Raw genomic sequence first — 454 nt, forward strand, 5'->3', positions numbered from 1 at the left:
TAAGGGAGCCCAAGCTCCCCTCAATTAGTGACTAGCCAACTTGTTCAGAATCCATTAATTGACTTACCAAGCTCACTAGATAATTCAACTGTGCTCAATTCACAGCTCTGATACTCTGCTGCAATCCCTGCTGAATATCCTGCACAACCCCTTCATGCGAAGCTTGTTGCTCTACCAAAAAGCTTCGCTCTTGTTCAGGATAATATTCCTCTAACACATCTAGCCCTTCCTCTATATCCGTTTCAAACCTTGCATTCGCAAAACCTGAACCGCCCCGACTATGTCGGAGCGGTTCAGTCATTTATTTTTATTTGATCTTAAATAAGATAAGTTAATAGGTTGAAATTTAAAAGGAATAAAGCTCATTACATTTAGTTAAAGTCGAATTAACTTTAGAAAGAAAACGGAAATTCATACGTTTTTTTATTGTTTATCTGTTAGTGATAATGGCTGT

General features: G+C 37.9%; 1 pseudogene. It reads right to left on the reverse strand.

Annotated features, from left to right (window positions below):
• Positions 1 to 94: 94 nt before the first annotated feature.
• Positions 95 to 265: pseudogene (locus ACT3S4_RS14395) on the reverse strand (hydrolase or metal-binding protein); the annotation flags it as partial.
• Between the last annotated feature and the right edge of the window lie 189 nt (positions 266 to 454).

Source organism: Psychrobacter sp. AOP30-A2-5 (assembly GCF_052378115.1).
Taxonomy (GTDB): domain Bacteria; phylum Pseudomonadota; class Gammaproteobacteria; order Pseudomonadales; family Moraxellaceae; genus Psychrobacter.